15 protein-coding genes and 1 tRNA gene are annotated in these 14,717 nt (G+C 63.2%); 8 read left to right on the top strand and 8 right to left on the bottom strand.

Going from position 1 to position 14,717, the window contains the following annotated elements; translation table 11 throughout:
* Positions 1-5: 5 nt before the first annotated feature.
* Positions 6-79: transfer RNA gene (locus tag G341_RS0102530), tRNA-Leu, on the top strand.
* A 206-nt stretch (positions 80-285) separates the two neighbouring features.
* Here the strand turns inward: G341_RS0102530 and G341_RS23715 are convergent.
* Positions 286-2,103: a hypothetical protein gene (locus G341_RS23715; RefSeq protein ID WP_155826737.1), complete on the bottom strand. Its 1,818-nt coding sequence runs from the start codon at positions 2,101-2,103 to the stop codon at positions 286-288.
* A gap of 366 nt (positions 2,104-2,469) precedes the next feature.
* Positions 2,470-3,048, bottom strand: a complete 579-nt coding sequence (locus G341_RS0102535) for a helix-turn-helix domain-containing protein (RefSeq protein WP_155826738.1) — start codon at positions 3,046-3,048, stop codon at positions 2,470-2,472.
* 6 nt (positions 3,049-3,054) lie between these two features.
* Here G341_RS0102535 and G341_RS20765 point away from each other — a divergent pair, with 6 nt between their 5' ends.
* The 3 genes from G341_RS20765 (at position 3,055) to G341_RS0102550 (ending at position 5,420) form a co-directional block, all read left to right on the top strand.
* Positions 3,055-3,684, top strand: a complete 630-nt coding sequence (locus G341_RS20765; protein WP_043450376.1) for a class I SAM-dependent methyltransferase — start codon at positions 3,055-3,057, stop codon at positions 3,682-3,684.
* Between the two features lie 159 nt (positions 3,685-3,843).
* Positions 3,844-4,194 (top strand): YciI family protein, encoded by a 351-nt coding sequence (locus G341_RS0102545; protein WP_018177535.1) that lies wholly within the window; start codon positions 3,844-3,846, stop codon positions 4,192-4,194.
* 11 nt (positions 4,195-4,205) lie between these two features.
* The gene (locus G341_RS0102550) at positions 4,206-5,420 is read left to right on the top strand and encodes an RNA polymerase sigma factor (RefSeq protein ID WP_018177536.1); all 1,215 of its coding nucleotides are present in this window, start codon (positions 4,206-4,208) and stop codon (positions 5,418-5,420) included.
* 27 nt (positions 5,421-5,447) lie between these two features.
* On the opposite strand, the gene G341_RS0102555 is transcribed toward G341_RS0102550, so the two are convergent.
* Positions 5,448-6,473, bottom strand: coding sequence for an extracellular catalytic domain type 1 short-chain-length polyhydroxyalkanoate depolymerase (locus tag G341_RS0102555; RefSeq protein ID WP_018177537.1), 1,026 nt, complete (start codon positions 6,471-6,473; stop codon positions 5,448-5,450).
* Entirely contained in the window at positions 6,470-7,702 is a 1,233-nt protein-coding gene (locus G341_RS0102560) for an alpha/beta hydrolase (RefSeq protein WP_018177538.1), read from the bottom strand. The genes G341_RS0102555 and G341_RS0102560 overlap by 4 nt, the downstream gene beginning before the upstream one ends.
* Before the next feature lie 208 nt (positions 7,703-7,910).
* Here G341_RS0102560 and G341_RS0102565 point away from each other — a divergent pair, with 208 nt between their 5' ends.
* Both G341_RS0102565 and G341_RS20770 read left to right on the top strand, forming a co-directional pair.
* Positions 7,911-9,989 (top strand): CocE/NonD family hydrolase, encoded by a 2,079-nt coding sequence (locus G341_RS0102565; RefSeq protein ID WP_081622395.1) that lies wholly within the window; start codon positions 7,911-7,913, stop codon positions 9,987-9,989.
* The gene (locus G341_RS20770) at positions 9,986-10,648 is read left to right on the top strand and encodes a TetR/AcrR family transcriptional regulator (protein WP_018177540.1); all 663 of its coding nucleotides are present in this window, start codon (positions 9,986-9,988) and stop codon (positions 10,646-10,648) included. The genes G341_RS0102565 and G341_RS20770 overlap by 4 nt, the downstream gene beginning before the upstream one ends.
* A 38-nt stretch (positions 10,649-10,686) precedes the next feature.
* On the opposite strand, the gene G341_RS0102575 is transcribed toward G341_RS20770, so the two are convergent.
* Positions 10,687-11,493: a VOC family protein gene (locus G341_RS0102575; RefSeq protein ID WP_018177541.1), complete on the bottom strand. Its 807-nt coding sequence runs from the start codon at positions 11,491-11,493 to the stop codon at positions 10,687-10,689.
* 80 nt (positions 11,494-11,573) lie between these two features.
* A complete protein-coding gene (locus G341_RS0102580; RefSeq protein WP_081622396.1) occupies positions 11,574-12,293 on the bottom strand; it encodes an SIMPL domain-containing protein in 720 nt (239 codons plus the stop codon).
* An 85-nt stretch (positions 12,294-12,378) separates the two neighbouring features.
* Here G341_RS0102580 and G341_RS0102585 point away from each other — a divergent pair, with 85 nt between their 5' ends.
* Both G341_RS0102585 and G341_RS0102590 read left to right on the top strand, forming a co-directional pair.
* The gene (locus G341_RS0102585; RefSeq protein ID WP_155826740.1) at positions 12,379-12,639 is read left to right on the top strand and encodes a hypothetical protein; all 261 of its coding nucleotides are present in this window, start codon (positions 12,379-12,381) and stop codon (positions 12,637-12,639) included.
* A gap of 44 nt (positions 12,640-12,683) precedes the next feature.
* Complete coding sequence (locus G341_RS0102590) at positions 12,684-13,181, top strand: DUF4395 domain-containing protein (RefSeq protein ID WP_018177544.1); 498 nt, start codon at positions 12,684-12,686, stop codon at positions 13,179-13,181.
* Positions 13,182-13,244: 63 nt separating this feature from the next.
* Here G341_RS0102590 and G341_RS0102595 read toward each other — a convergent pair whose 3' ends face one another.
* Positions 13,245-14,189, bottom strand: a complete 945-nt coding sequence (locus tag G341_RS0102595) for a Ppx/GppA phosphatase family protein (RefSeq protein WP_018177545.1) — start codon at positions 14,187-14,189, stop codon at positions 13,245-13,247.
* Positions 14,186-14,704: a DUF501 domain-containing protein gene (locus tag G341_RS0102600; protein WP_018177546.1), complete on the bottom strand. Its 519-nt coding sequence runs from the start codon at positions 14,702-14,704 to the stop codon at positions 14,186-14,188. Before G341_RS0102600 ends, G341_RS0102595 begins: the two co-directional genes overlap by 4 nt.
* Positions 14,705-14,717 lie beyond the last annotated feature (13 nt).

Here is a 14,717-nt window from a genome sequence, read left to right on the forward strand (position 1 = left end):
GCCGAGCCCCCATAGCCCAATTGGCAGAGGCAGCGGACTTAAAATCCGTCAAGTGTCGGTTCGAGTCCGACTGGGGGCACTGCGCAGCCCTCTACCTGAGGCAGACGTCAGCTACCCGCTTCGCCCCAGCGGGCCCGATACCAGCATCGCGCGATGGCCACATTTCACCACCCGCCTGGGCACCAGGCAATCAAGACGCCTACCGGCACACGGCTATCGGTCCGGATAGCTCGGACATGACTTGAGATTGTCCTTCTGAGCGCATCAAGACCATTCGGAACTACTTCACAGCACGTCTCCATTGGACCAAATCACCGCATGTCCTCCATGGTCAGCCTGAGCAGTTCCAACAATCTCGCCCCGACTATTGATGGCGGTCGGCTCGGTATGGTGCCCAACCACGTATGGGAGCAGAATCAGCTCATCAGATGCCAACCTCAGCCACGGACGGAACAGTCCATCGTTCATCACTATCCCGATGACGTCACCTTTGTCGTTAATCCCAGTTGGCGACCAACCCGGACCGGTACCCAATGGACGCCACGATTCACCGGCCAGACAAGCCATCGCCAATCCTTCCGACGATACCCCTACAACAACACCATCGTTTGTGATCGTCACCGGCGTTATGTACGAATCCTCCCCGCCGACATACTCCCAGGTACCACTATCCAAGTTCCAAATTATAGACCTTGACGCGGGTCGACCATGTTCAATCACCAGCACTTGACCAACATCATTAAGGTCCACGGCACGCGTTTCCGTTCCTAACGAGGCATCCACTAAGACGCTCGGTGTCGCACCCCTCTGAAACACTGCTGCATGCATATTATATCCAGTATCGGCACAAACAGCTCCACCGATCTGTGATCTATTGTTGATGGCAATGCCTGACCCACGACTCGCCCCAACAGTATCGACATCTGGCCCCTCGATGGGCAAGACAAAAACCGACCCATCCATATAGATAGCGTTCTCAGGGCCGCCCGCGTCCATAATAATATGACCAGCCCCATTAATGCCCCAAACATTTCCAGAAAAGTTAATCTTGAACAATTCTCCATTTTTCATCATCCAAGGCTCGTCAATCTGCCAATGGGGCTTCTGTTCGGACCTGCCGGTACCGACAACCTCTCCCAATTCGTTGATACCACGAGCCCATTGTGGCTCGAATCTTGGCGCACGAATTTCCCGAATGCGATACCCGCTGTCCCCGCCGCTACCGCTGACTTCAAATCGACACTCCGAACGTACCCGTTTTAGCGGACCCGACGCAGTTGTGGACACAAAGGCCGCTGTTTCGAGCCGAGCCCCAGACATGTCCAAACCAGCTGCAGCCGCCAAGTCCGTTAGCGTCTTGTCGAAATTGACACCATTTAAGATCATCGGCACCTGCTTTGCGCTGTGGTCGGGGTCATCTCCCAACTGCAGGATCCCGTAGCCATCTGAGCGAAATGACGTAACTGCACACTCGTCGCTGACGGTTCCGTTGCACCGAGTAGATTTGGCCGCCTCAGCGTTCGCTTTCTTCATCCGCCTACGAATTCGGCCGCCGTCACTTGGGTCTCGAATGGCAAGTTCGCGCAGTATCTTTCGCTCTGAACTTGGCACTGTATCTGCTTGGCCAGTGACAATCACAAACGATCCACCATCCCGGTTCAGTTCGCGTCTTGTAGTCGACAGCGCCTCATCAATCGTCGTACGCTTCTGCCCAAAACAGTCTTCAAAATTGGATACAACAAACGCCCGCGCACAGTTGTCCTCGAAGCCTGCTACCGTAAAAGTATGCGCAAACCACTGTCCGGTAGCGCGATGAACCTGCTTCAGGACATTCGTCCCCTCATGCTCCACTATTGCCGCAACCTCAGCCAAAGTTAGGTCACTCGGCCCGACAAGCCAATCAGCAATAAGCCCAGATAGGCTAAGCCCACCCCACGAGCCAATTCCAGTGTAAGTAACAAAACCCGACAGAGAATCATACTGGAAAATCACCGACTTCGGCGAATCGTCGACAATAGTCGATCCATCCACAGAGTTTGTAAGGCGAAAATCTGCCGATTGATAGATCGCTGCCGGCGTCAACAAAGTTATATTCAAAGTCACGAAAAGGTCCTCCCCTGGTTTCGTCCCGAGCAGACTGCACATAATTTAACTTGCGCGCCAGATCGCTAATACAAGCAAGCACACCAGACAGCATCTGACGATCTCCAAGTAGATGGTCGATCGGCGGGTACGCTGACACTGGTTCGGCACCTTGCGTGAACAGAGCTACCGATGCCTGCTGGTCACAACTACGCACCTTCTGATTTAGACTATTCGATTTTGATTACTCGGATGACCGAAACTTAGGAAATTTGAGCGTCAGTTGTCGCGACTGAGACACATCAGCTCGATCAACACTCGTCACATAGGAGAGGTGGGACGGGTCACTGAGCGCGGCAGCTATAACGGTTTCGAATCTCGCGAAACTCACTGGGTCAAGCCACGACGCGCCGCGTCAACCGATCGGTGAGTGACTGCGTAGCCAGCGGCAGCGCCCATCCGCCCGTCGGCCACAGCGCTCATCAGGCCGACGAGTCCCCAGGACAGAAAGGTCACCTCGGGTTCTTCGAACCCCTCATCGGTGAGTACCTCGGCGACCATCTGCTGCGCGCCACGAATGACGACCGCGCTGCTCTTGGGTCCAAGCAACGCCCGATACACGTCTCGATGGCCGTCGGCGAGCTGGAAGAAGGTCTGGATCGGGTCGGCATCCCGCTGCTCGATCGCCGTCTTCAGGAACTCGGTACCACTCACGACGAGCAAGTCGTCCTTGCTTCGGAAGTGCGCGTAAAAGGTCGATCGGCCGACGTCGGCTCGGTCGAGCACGTCCTGAACGGTGACCTTGTCGTAGCCGCGCTCGATCATCAACTCGATCAGCGCCTTATGCAGCGCGGTACGTGTGCGCCGGACTCGCCTGTCAGTCACAGACATTTCTGCCCTTCTGTGCGGTATCGAACGGAACGCCAAATTTTGGTTCTGGCAAACCGTCGCCTCTCGTTCAATCATGAACACATGTTCCGAATTGAACAAGACTCCAACGGCATACTCATCACAAACCCGAAGGGCTACAACGCCTTCACGACCGTCTTCTTCGGCGGACGGCGCAGACATGATCGCCGCGTCGCGGCCGTGAGCGGCGCTGCAAAGGGCCAACGCGTCCTCGACATCGCCAGCGGACCGGGCGCACTCGTAGCCGCTCTCGCAGATCGCGTCGGGCCGACCGGCGAAGTCATCGGCATCGACGCCGCGTGTGAGATGGTCGACTACGCGACCGCTCATGCCGGCCGCCGGCCGAACTGCCGGTTCCAATGCGGCGCGGCACAAGACCTCGATCTGCCCGATGCCTCGATCGATGTCGTGACGTGTACCTTCGCCATGCACCACATCCCCGAGGACGAGCGCGATCAGGCGCTCGCCGAGATGTGGCGAGTGCTGCGCCCGGGCGGCCGACTCCTCCTCGCCGATATGGCGGCGATCGGCGCCCACAGCCGTCTGACGAAGCTACTCAGTCGGCACATGGACCCCGCCGAGATCGATATTCGGCGCTATCGGGACTCCCTGCGCGCGATCGGGTTTCAGCAGATCGAATACTCCACCGTGAAACCGGCAACGGGCGTGCTCACCGCCCTGCGGCCGGCCTGACCCACACCAGCGCCCCTTACCGATCGCGCCGTAACCGGCTCGGATAATTCAGGCAGTCAGAAAACTTTCGAGAAATTCTCGCCAGCCTGTCGATCTGAGAGAAAGCTGTTCGTCGTTGAGTGACGGTCCGAAAGCCGGGCCCGGAAGAGGGAGTACGTCATGTCTCAGTTCTTGGTTCTCATCTACGACAACGAGGCCGAATTCGCCAACCGCGGGCCCGAAGCCGCCACCCGCATCACGGAAGGCCACGCCAAGCTCGGCGAGAAGCACGCCGAGTCGATCGTGAACGGCAATGCCCTGCAGCCGGTTTCGACCGCAACCTCGGTCCGGCCGGACAACAACGGCGGTTTCAGCCTCACCGACGGACCGTTCGCCGAAACGAAGGAAGCGCTCGGCGGGTACTACCTGATCGAGGCCGCCGATCTCGACGCCGCGATCGCCTTCGCCAAGGAGATTCCGGTCGTCTCCGGCGGACTCGAGGTTCGCCCGATCATGGTGTTCGACCGCTGACCAGCGCGGCCGTGGCGGCCGCGGTCGCCGATGCTCACCGTCGCGAATGGGGATACGTCCTCGCCGCAACGGTGAGCTTCACGCGCGAGTTCGACCTCGCCGAGGAATGCGTCCAGGACGCCTACGCCCGCGCCCTCACGAGGTGGGAGGCGGACGGTATCCCCCGTCGAACCGGGGCCTGGCTGACGACAACCGCGCGACGCATCGCCGTCGACGTCATCCGCCGCAATGAGAACTTCCGGCGCAAGATGCCCGAGCTTGTCATGGACGACACCGCGCCTGAGCTCGATACCGACGACTTTCCGGACGACCGGCTCCGCCTCATCTTCACCTGCTGCCACCCTGCCCTCGGGCTGGAGTCCCAAGTGGCGCTGACGCTTCGATTGCTCTGCGGCCTGACCACGGCCGAGGTGGCCCGCGCCTTCCTCGTCAGCGAACCGACGATGGCAGCGCGAATCACCCGCGCCAAGAAGAAGATCGCGAACGCGCATATCCCCTACCGGGTCCCGTCCCAAGACGAGCTGCCCGCCCGGCTCCTCGGCGTCCTCGAGGTGGTGCACCTGCTTTTCACCACGGGCCACAGCGCGCCCTCGGGATCGAATCTGGTGCGGGCCGAACTCGTCGAACGCTCCATCGAGCTCGCTCGCATGCTGCGCCAACTCATTCCGGACTCGCCGGACGCAGCCGGCCTGCTCGCGCTGATCCTGCTGACCGACGCACGACGACCCGCACGGACCGATTCCCAGGGCGATCTCATCCTGCTCGCCGACCAGGACCGCTCGCTATGGGACCGCGGCGCGATCACCGAAGGGATCGCGTTGGTGCACGAGGCCCTTCGCGGCCGACCACCGAGCCGCTATGCGCTGCAGGCGGCGATTGCCGCTGTTCACGCCGACTCGGAGTCATACGCCGACACCGATTGGCGCGAGATCGTCGCGCTGTATCGGGTGCTCGAATCGATGTGGCCGTCGCCGGTTGTGGCTCTGAACCGCGCTGCCGCACTGGGATTCGCCGACATTCCCCAGGCCGGGCTCGCCGCGCTCGAAGAACTCCGCAGTGAACCGCAACTCGCCGGATACCCCTATCTCGCCAGCACCCGGGCCGACTTCTTGCAGCAGCTGGGCCGCGTCGATGAAGCCCGGCTCGCCTACGAGGAAGCGTTGCTGCTGACCGAGAATGCCGCCGAACGGCGCTTCCTCGAGAAACGGCTCAACGGCCTCGGCTAGCCGAAGCCTATTTCGAGAATCGTTGGCCTACTTCGAGAACTGTTGGAAGAACTCCCAGGAGAACTCGGCAGCGTCGGGACCTCGCGCGTCGGTCCATCGCGACAACTGTGGGTCCGGCGAACCACCCGACCAGTAGTGGTCCATGCCGTGAACGATCCAACGTTGGTCCACCATTCGCCCGTCCGGTGTCGCATAGGTGAGCACCGTCGCCGACCGACCTTGCGGGACAACATATTCCCGGACCGACGTCGGCGCGAGTGATGCCGGTTTCTCGCCCTGATGTCGCCGAACAAGGTTGTCGGTCTCCATCCCCTGCTGAAGGGCCTTGCCCTGGCACTCCGACGAGACAGTGCCGTCGCTGTCGCCGCCGATGACGAACCGCGGCACTACCCTTGCGCGCGAACCCATCTCGACATAGGCGTCTCGCGCGCTATCGGTCACGGGTCTGGTGACCGGGTTATGGAAGATGCAGCTCGGGTCGATGTACTGACCGGCCGATGCAATGCCGATGGCCGTATAGAGATCGGGGTACGCCGCCGACATCACCGACGCCATGAATCCCCCGGACGACATTCCGATCAGATAGACCCGTCGGGCATCGATATTGCTGGAACGCATGGCCTCTCGGGTCATGTCGGCGATCGCCGCTGCCTGTCCACCGTCTCGATGCCAACTCGCCGGGTCGAAGAACTGCCAGCAGTTCGTTGCCGGCCACGGGGCCGAACGGTCCAGTTGGTCGACGTCCGGATAGAGCAGGACGAATCCTTCACGATCGGCGATGCGGTTGTAGCGCGTCGACTCAATCTGCTGTGCCGCGGTGGTCTGACATCCGTGCACGACGACGACCAACGGCGCCGGCTTGCGACGATCGACCGACGCCGGCGTGTAGACCAGGTACGGATAGACATCCGAACCCTGATGGTGCACGCCTGGTCGCACAACGCCTGCCCGTCCCGGTGGCGCCGCTGCCGCGGGCTGCGCAATGACAGCCGCGACGGCCGCAATCACGACGAGCAACGATCCGATGAGTCGCGCGGTCGGTCGAATTCTCACTGGCAGTTCGTCCTTGTCAGATCGAGGGTCGCGGGAGTGGCCGTGTGGACGACGCACCCCGACCCGCCGGTGATCGTGACCGCGGTGCCTGCGGCACCGATGCGCAGCAGGTTCGCGTCCCGTTGCAGACGCACCACCTCGGTCGGCCGACGATCGAACCGATAATCGAAACCCCAGAGGCTGCCATGCGTTGCGACCGTGTCGTTGACCCAGCGATCGGGGCGCTCGACCGCGGGGGCGAAGAGATTCCACGTAGAGGCATCGCGAAGTTCCTTGCGGAAGTTCGCGAAATCGTGAATGCCGGCGTGCGCCTGGTACGTGGCGTCGACTCGGGCGGCGCGCAGCGCCGTGATGTACGCGTCCGACGCCGGATGGATCAACGCCAGCTCGACAGGCAGATCGCTGAGAAGATTGTTGTCGTTGGGCTCGCCGTCGCTCGTCGGCCGGCCGTCGCCGGTCGCCATGAATACTCGCGTCTGGCCGAGGTTAGCCGCGAGCCGAACAGGGTTGTGCCCCACTGCGTATGCACCGTCCAGTGGCCCGTAGAGCGCGTTCAGGTCGGGCGGTTGCTTGGCGTTCAGCTCCGGCACCAACGCCGCCAGATTGGGCATCCCGCGGAACAGATCTGTATCGACGAGGCCGGAAATGATTGCGACGGAACCAAAGAACTGCGGTAGCCGACCGCCCAGATAGGCCGCGCCAAGGCCGCCCATCGACACACCCGCGATCGCATGCCACCGCCGCTCGGAACGAATCGGGAAGCGCTTCATGATCTCCGGGATCACGACGTCGGTGTAGTAGCTCTCCCACTGCGGGCTGCCCTGCCACCAATCGGTGTAGAACCCGGTGCCGCCCTCGGGCATCACGATGATTCCGGGGAAGCCCGCCGCTGTCGTCGTGATGCGTCCCAGCGCATCCTGCGACCACGTCCGGTAGTCGCTGCTCGCCCCCGCGAGCAACACCAACAGCGGATACTTCTTCGACGGGTCGTAGCCGGCCGGAAGCAGCACCTTCGCCCGCGGCGGACCCGGGTACGGCGCAGCATATTTCGCGTTGAGCACGGCGCCGAGCCATATGTCGGGGATCTGTCCGGGCAAGGCCGGAATGGTGATCTCAGTGAGCCGACTGGCCTGTGCCGCCGGCGTACTCACCCATACGACGGTCGACAGCAAAGAAAGGATCAGCCCGCAGAGCAGCAGTCGCAAGCGACTGCCCCGGCGTGCACGCACTGGGTGGATTCTCATCACGCGTCGACCCCCATCAGCAGACTGCATCCACGCGGCTTCGGCCGCTCCGGCTGGAACATACGCCGCGATTCGCCGGCGCGTCGACGAATGCTTCGACTCCGGATTCGCTTGTCGTTAGTTGTGATGTGCATTACCCTCCCAGTGAGGTACGACACAGTCTCTCACTATCGGGCCCCAAGGACCAGCAGAAATGTCAATAACCGATGCCGATGCCGATGCCGGGCGCTGTACCCGGATCACCCGCCGTGCAGTGCTGCTTCTGGCCACACTCGCGATGGTCGCGACGATGATCGGTATCGGCGGTCCCGCCGCGGCCGCCCCATCGACGCACGACACCACCATGGCCGACTCCTGGACCCGCACCGAGGACGGGCCGCAGAAGTACTCCGGGGTGCATATCGACTGGGATGTCCCGATCCGAATGAGTGATGGAATCGTGTTGAAGGCCAACGTGTACCGGCCCATGGACGCCTCCGGCCGCGTGACCACCCCGATTCCGACCATCGTCAACATGACGCCGTACACCAAGCTGATCTACATGCTGCTCGAGTCGGCGACAGCGATCCCCGGCCTGTACGACCCCATCGTCGACCTCATGAACAGATTCGATCTGTTCGACCTCGCCGGAACCCCGATATCCGCAATTGGCGACCAGATCCGGGCAATCTCAAGCGGATCCGCGCGCACGATCTCGGCCGATCCGCAGCTGATCAAGGCCGGCTACGCCGAGGTCATCGTCGATGTTCGCGGCACCGGATTCTCGCAGGGCGTCTGGAACGGTGACGGTGCGCGCGAACAGCAGGACGTTGCCGAGGTCGCCCGATGGGCGGGAAACCAGCCGTGGTCGACGAAGCAGATCGGCACCGCCGGGCTCTCATACGGTGGGATCAGCGCACTCCAAGCTGCGGAACAGCCCAACTCTCCCGTGAAATCCGTATTCGCGGTCGTCCCCGGCAGCGACATCATTCAGGACACCATCGCTCCGGGCGGCGGGTTCAACGCCGGGTTCATCCCGTACTGGATCATGGGCATCGACACGCTCAAATGGCTGCCGGACCTGCGGTCGATCGTCACCGGCACGTTCGACTGGAAGTGGCTCGCCGATCGGGTATCGAGTCCCGTCACCTTCTTCGACACGCTGCTGCGCGCACTGTTCACACTCGACATCAACAACATCCCGCCTGACGTGAACGCGTTGATCGATCCGAATAAGCCATTCCGGCAGGCGATAATCGGTCACCCCGAGCGGATTCACGCGCCGACGTTCGTTGTCGGCGGCTGGCACGACCTGTTCACCAACTCGGAGCCGGACATCATCAACGCCATCGACTTACCGGACAGCAAGAAGAAGCTGTTGATGGGCGACTGGTACCACTCGACCGTCGGCTCCGGGCTGGGCAGCACTGGCCGACCACCCCGAGTCGACGTACTGCAGCGCGCATGGTTCGACAAGTGGCTCAAGGGAATCGACAACGGCATCGATCGCTACAGCCCCGCGACTCTGTTCCAGCAGGGCGGCGCGTGGACCAGCGCGCCGAGCTTCCCGCGACCGGGAATGACCTACACACGGCAGTACTTGACCGGAACGCCCAGCAGGACAACGGGAATCGTCGCATTCGATGGGTCGATCACCTCGCGACCGCCCACCGGCCGAGCTGACGCCGTCGTATCGCCGGGACTGTCCACCGTCTGCTCCCGAGACGCGGCCCAGGGCACCGCCGGCATGCTCGGCTTCATCGATGGATGCGCCAAGGACGCGCGGGTCTCGGAGGTCGCGGCGGCAACGTTCACCTCTGCACCCGTCGCAACATCCACCGCGGTATCCGGACCGGTGAGCCTGCATCTGAACACGAAGCTGGAGACCACCGACGGATACTGGACCGCAACGCTCAATGACGTGGCCCCCGATGGACAATCGACCGTCGTGACCAGTGGGCAACTCACCGCATCGCTGCGCAAGATCGACGACAGCCGCAGCAGTCGTTCGGCCAATGGCGACTACACCAAGCCCGTCCCCTACATCTCGCTCGCAGATCGACAACCGGTGGTGCCCGGCCGGCCGACCGTGCTCGACATCGGTTTCAATCCAACCGATTTCGTGCTTCAACCTGGTCATCGCCTGCGAGTGGACATTTTCGCCGCGAACTTCCCGAAGTCGATAATGATCCCCGCACTCATGCTCAAATCCCAGCTGCGTCCGCAAACCATTGCGATCGATCCGAGCGCGCCCAGTTTCATCAACCTGCCAGTCAGCGTGCCGATGCGATGAGCACTCCCGACCGGCTGCCCCGCGGCCCGCACAAGCTCGAACGCAAGGATGTGTTGGCCTCCCAACGTCAACGCATGTGCCTGGCAGTGCTCGATGTTGTTGCCGAAGAGGGCTTTGCCGCCACATCCATCAGCAAGATCGTCGCTCGCGCGGGCGTCTCTCGACGCAGCTTCTACGAATTGTTCTCCGACAAGGTCGACTGCTTCGGGAACGCCATCGACATGTGCAACACCACGATGCAGACGCGAATGGACGAGGCGTGGAACGCGACCGAGGACACCGATCCCGCCGACCAGGTCGAGGTCTCATTCACGGCGTATCTGCAACTACTGGCAGACGTACCGGCCGCCGCCCGCGCGTTGCATGTGGAACTGCCGTCCATCTCCGAGCTCGCCTCGCGTCGCGAGCACATCATGCAAGTGTTCGCCGCGAAGTTCCGCGACGCGCACCGGCAGGGCGTGGACGAAGGATCCATGAAGCCGGTTCACCCCGGCGTTTTCGACTTCATCGTCGGCGGCGTCGACGACCAGATACGGCGATGTATCCAGCATCGCGGCACGGCCGAATTGCCGAACCTGGCGTCACCGCTGACGCAATCGATCCTGCTCCTGCTCGGCGCCGATCCGGACGCGACCCGCAGCCGCATTATCGACGATTGAATCCGCTGGCACCGCAACGAGTTACGGTACCGATCGACCTACATTGTGCGGGTTTCACCCGGCGGCGGCGTCGCAATCTGAATGTAGGCACCATTGGGATCCTTGACGCAGCCGAGCGCGCCGTACTGCGTGTCCTCGACCGGCATCACGAGTTCGCCACCGAGCTCGACGGCCTGGGCGACGCTTGCGCGCGAGTCATCGGTGGTGATGTACACCTGCCAGAAGGACGGATGATCGTCGTCCTCGAACAGGCCCTTGGCGTCCATGATCCCGGCGAACGGCTCGCCACCGGTCCCGACGACGCTGTACCGGTCCGGCCCCTGCTGATCCTCGGCACCACCGGTGCCGACCTCGACCGGCTGGTAGCCGAATACCTTGGTGTAGAACGCAAGTGCCGTCGGATAGTCCTGGCTCATGCAATCGAACCAGTACGGCGCGCCCGCATTGCCGATCTCGACGAATCCCGGATGCGCGCCCGGTTGCCACGTCCCGACAACCGCGCCGGCCGGGTCCGTGATGATCGTCATCGTGCCCAGATCGCCGACCGGCATCGGTGCCACGATCGGCGTCGCGCCGGCCTCGGTGGCCGCGGCGAATGTCGCCGCGGCATCATCGGTGCGCAGGTACACGCACCACACATCAGCAGGCCCCTCGGGCATCGACTGCATCAGGCCGGCGACCGGCTTTCCGTTCAGCGTGAAGTTGCGGTAGCCGCCGAATTCCGGATTCGGATCCTCGACCTCCCAGCCGAACAGCTTCGTATAGAAGTCGACGGCCTTCTCGGCATCGGAACTGGTCAGGTCGATCCAGATCGGCGCGCCGACGGGGGCTGTGTAGTCAGACATGACGAAGACCTTTCGGGTGGGAATGGCGTACGTCTATGTTGACCCCGGTCACCGACAAAAATCATCGGCGATGCGCGCTATTACTTCAGACGCCACTTCACGGTCACCGACACCGACACCGTCTGCTGTCCCGGCTCGATCGCCGGCATCGCCATCGTCCGGGCCATCGGCTCCTGCCCGCCGCCGTTCACCTGTTCGTCGATGCTGATGACGCTGCCCAGCGAGCCGTTCGAGAGTTTCGCGTACTGCTTCGCCTTGGCCTTCGCGTCGTCGAACGCGCGCTCACGCGCCCCCGCCATCAACTTCGAATCGTCATTGATGCTGAACGAGACGCCGTTCAACCGAGTGGCATTGCCGCCGGCCGCGATCGCCTGGTCGAGGATCTCGGATGCCTTCGACAGATCACGAATGGTGACGCGGACCGTATTGGTCGCCTGATAGCCGCTCACCTGCGACGCCTGACCCGGCGGCGGATTGGTGTTGTTCGGATTGATCGACATCTGCTCGGTCTGGATATCGGCGGACGCAACACCCGCGTTCTTCATCGCGGTGATCACCTTGTCGGCGGCCGCATTGACGGCGGCGATCGCCGACGACACGTCATCGCCACTCGCCTGCGCGCCGATCGTCGCCTGCAGCGTGTCCGGCTCGCCCTGCACCTTGCCGGTGCCGACGACGGTGATTTCTCGCGGAGAGTTCTTGGTCACCGTCTTATTGTCGCTGCCACAACCGACGACCACGGCGCCGATCGCGACCAGCACTACGAACATCGAGGTCACGCGTGTTCTCGCGGGGCTCATTACTCGACCTTACGACGCAGCGCTCCAGCGACAGGCCGAACCTGTGGATTGGCCGACGTCCGTGACCCGCTTTACAGTGACCGGCATGGCTAGGTTCAAACGCGCCGAGACGACCAAGGTGAACCTCGCCCAGGTCGCCCAGGTTGCCGACCTGACCGTCCATCACCTCAGTCGTATCGCCATGGTCACCGCGGACGCGCTGATGGACATCGCCAAGGAACTCAATGAGTTCGCCGCCGAAGCCGCGGCGGCCACCTCGATCGGCAAACACCCGATCGTCGAGGGCGAGGTCGAGGACGTCCGCACCACCCCGGTCGGTGCGGTCGCGGATTCCCGCTCACGCTGAACCCAAACCTGCTGGTCGAATGATCCTCCACGTAATCTGGGGGCGTGAGTGAGATCTTTAAGTTCCCCAACCCGGTGAACGAATACGCCGCCCGCAGCACCGCGGGACTGGTCGTCGTGCTGGCGGTGGTGTCGATCATCGTCAATAGTCCGTGGCTGTACGGCGTTCTTGCTCTGGGGTTCCTGCTGCGCGTGCTCTCGGGGCCGACACTCTCGCCGTTCGGTCAGCTGTCCGTGCGCTACATCGCGCCGCGGTTCGGGCCGGCCAAGCTGGTGCCGGGTCCGCCGAAGCGGTTCGCACAGGCCGTGGGGCTCACCTTCTCGCTGACCGCGTTGATCCTGAGCCTGGCCGGCGTCGGACTCGGCGCGCAGATCGTGATCGGGCTGCTGGTGGTCGCGGCGACGCTCGAATCGGTCTTCGGCGTTTGCCTCGGGTGCATCACCTTCGGCTGGCTGCAGCGGCGCGGCGTGATCCCCGATTCGGTGTGCGAGGCGTGCAACGACGTCAGCTACCTCTACGCGAACAAGCCCGCGGCGAACTGAATGACTGGGAACGTGACACATACGGGTCGCGGAGGACAGTACCTCCTCCGTACCCCGCTATCGTCACGCTCCCAGTAACGACATCGCGATCCCGTCCAGGATGTCGTGCTCGGACACGATCAACTCCTGAACTCCGCCGGCACGCATCAGCTCGACGCTCGCCAGCGTCACCAGCGATCCGCCGCCGATGACGTCGACGCGCCCCGGATGCATCGGCCCCAGCGCGGCACGCTCCGCGCGGGTCATCCGCACCAGCCGCCAGCACACCTCCGACAGCTCATCGATTCCGATGCGGGACAGGTGAATTCGTTCGGGATCGTATTCGGTGAGGCCCTGGCCGAGCGCGGCCAGCGTCGTCATCGTGCCGGCCACGCCGATCCAACTCCGCGCCGTCTGCACCGGCACGACGTCAGTCGCCTCCGCCACCGCCTCGGCGATCACCGACTGGGCGGCGGCGATCTCGGCATCGGTCGGCGGATCGCTGTGCAGGCACCGCTCGGTGAGCCGCACGCAGCCGATGTTGACCGATCGAGCCGCCGTCACCCCGCCATGGTCACCGAGGACGAATTCTGTTGAGCCACCGCCGAGGTCGACCACGACGAATGGTCCGCCCGCCGCATCCAGCTCGCCGACCGCGCCGGTGAACGACAGCCGGGCCTCTTCGTCACCCGAGATCACCTCTGCCACCGAACCGGGCACCACCCGGCCGAGCAGTTCCGCCGTCATCGCGAAGAACTCCTCGCGGTTCGCCGCATCGCGGGTCGCCGACGTCGCGACCATCCGAACGGCCGAAACCCCCTGGGCCACCATCATGTCGACATAGTCGGACAACGCCGTGCGGGTCCGTTCGATCGCCGCGTCCGCGAACCGACCGGTCGCGTCGACACCCTCGCCGAGTCGCACCACCCGCATCTCGCGATGGACGTCGGTGAGCGCGCCCTCGGCGCCGACCTCGGAGATCAGCAGCCGGATCGAGTTGGTCCCACAGTCGACCGCGCCGACCCTCATTCCGCGCCCTCGGCCGCAATGTCCGGCCAGTCGGCGGGAATCGCGCTGCCACGCAAACCCTCTCGCGCCGCCAATGCCACCGCCTCATCACCCAGCGGGTTGACACCCGGACCCTTGGCCAACGAATGTGCGATCAACACGTGCAGACACTTCACCCGATCGGGCATGCCGCCGCCGGTGAAATCGGTTCCGAGGGACTCGATATCGTCCCGCTCGGCCAGATACTGCTCATGCGCGGCTCGATAGGCCGCGGCCAAGTCCTCATCCTGGAGCAACCGGGCCGACATGTCCCGCATCACCCCGGCCGACTCCAGCCGGCTCGCGATGGCGGTCAGCCGCGGGTCGGTCAGGTAGTACAGCGTCGGGAAGGGCGTGCCGTCGGGCAGCCGCGGGGCAGTCTTCACGACGGCCGGCTGACCATCGGGCGTGCGATACGAAATCTCCAGTACACCACGGGGTTCGCGCCCCAGCTGCTGTTCGACGATCGCAAGATCGGCCGGGTCAGGTGCGGTCATGAGTGAGGTGGGG

The organism is Jongsikchunia kroppenstedtii DSM 45133, assembly GCF_000380485.1.
Taxonomy (GTDB): domain Bacteria; phylum Actinomycetota; class Actinomycetes; order Mycobacteriales; family Mycobacteriaceae; genus Jongsikchunia; species Jongsikchunia kroppenstedtii.